The organism is Williamsia muralis (assembly GCF_002735905.1).
Taxonomy (GTDB): Bacteria; Actinomycetota; Actinomycetes; order Mycobacteriales; family Mycobacteriaceae; genus Williamsia; species Williamsia muralis_A.
Genome location: NZ_PEBD01000006.1, coordinates 1 through 1,236, shown reverse-complemented (window position 1 = coordinate 1,236; position 1,236 = coordinate 1). Strand labels below are relative to the sequence as shown.

Below are 1,236 nucleotides of genomic sequence, written 5' to 3'. Positions count from 1 at the left end.
CATCGACCACGTCGTACACTTCTGGCGCTGACTTGTGTGGGATTTTGTCGCGGACTTTGAGCATTACATCCATGTGCGCCAACCCAATAACACCCTCAGCCAGCGCTTCGGCGGCGGCCGGACATTTCGGGGGCAGCGCCTCGCCCTGCATCGACAACAATTCGCCGGCAGCATCGAGTGCTTTCAACCGTGAGGAGGCATCACCGCGAGAGATCCGCAGCTCACTCATCACAAAGCGGTGCAACGTCGAATGACCAGCCTTACGAAACAAACCCCGATCATTTACCTCCTGCAACCGCTTGAGGCCTTGAAATGTCAGTGCCCGAACAACTCTTTCGTTCACCCGCACCAACTCGGCAACCTGCACATCATCAACATCGGTTGCTGATGCCGCAGCAATATCAGCCAACACATCCTGCAACTGCCGATACTTCGCCACCAACACCGCAACCGGCGGTGGATCCACCGTCACCGAATCACTCATCGACAAGCCCCCCAGCCCTCGAACCCCTTGCGCCAAGCCTACCAACAGAATCCGACATTGTCGAACATGTGTTCGAGTTCGATAGGCTCTGGCTTCCTTGCAGGCTTTGCGTTCATCTGCAGGTGTTGCAACGCCTGCAGGCGAACAAAAGCCCTGCGTGTGATTGCGCTACAGCCCGCAGCAGAGTTGCGCATGCTACGAACGGCGTTGCGCTAGAACCGTTATCGGCTCGACCTACCGCACCACGTCGAAGATCTGTTTCTGGATGCCGTTGCCGTACACCTCGTGCTCGACCAGGTTGAGCTTGGTGGTGTCTTTGTCCGACTCACTGAACAGGCGCTTGCCGGCGCCGAGAAGGAGTGGGAACACCAGAAGGTGATAGCGATCCACGAGGCCGGCGTCGGCGAGGCTGCGCCCGAGGGTTGCACTGCCGTGCACGGCGATCGGGCCACCATCGGTCTCTTTGAGTGCCGCGACGTCATCCACCGACCGAAGGATCGTCGCCGGCCAGCGTGAGTCGTCCTTCTGGAGTGTTGTGGAGACGACGTATCGGGGCATCGCGTTGTACTCGGCGAACTCGTCCATGGTCGGCCAGATCGGAGCGAACGCCTCGTACGACGTGCGGCCCAGCAGTAGTGCGGTGGTCTCCTCTTGCTCGCGCCCCTTGATCTCGTAGGCCGCTTCGTCGTTGTAGAAATCCTTGAAGGTCCACCCCGAATTGCGGTACCCGGGCTCGCCGCCCGGCCCTTCCA

The 1,236-nt window shown here is 59.8% G+C and carries 2 protein-coding genes; both read right to left on the bottom strand.

Features of this window, described 5'->3' with window-relative positions; genetic code table 11:
• The coding region (locus CSW57_RS08945; RefSeq protein ID WP_143696501.1) for a DUF222 domain-containing protein at window positions 1-484 on the bottom strand (484 nt) is incomplete at its 3' end.
• Between the two features lie 234 nt (window positions 485-718).
• The coding region (locus CSW57_RS08940; protein WP_099382496.1) for a dihydrofolate reductase family protein at window positions 719-1,236 on the bottom strand (518 nt) is incomplete at its 5' end.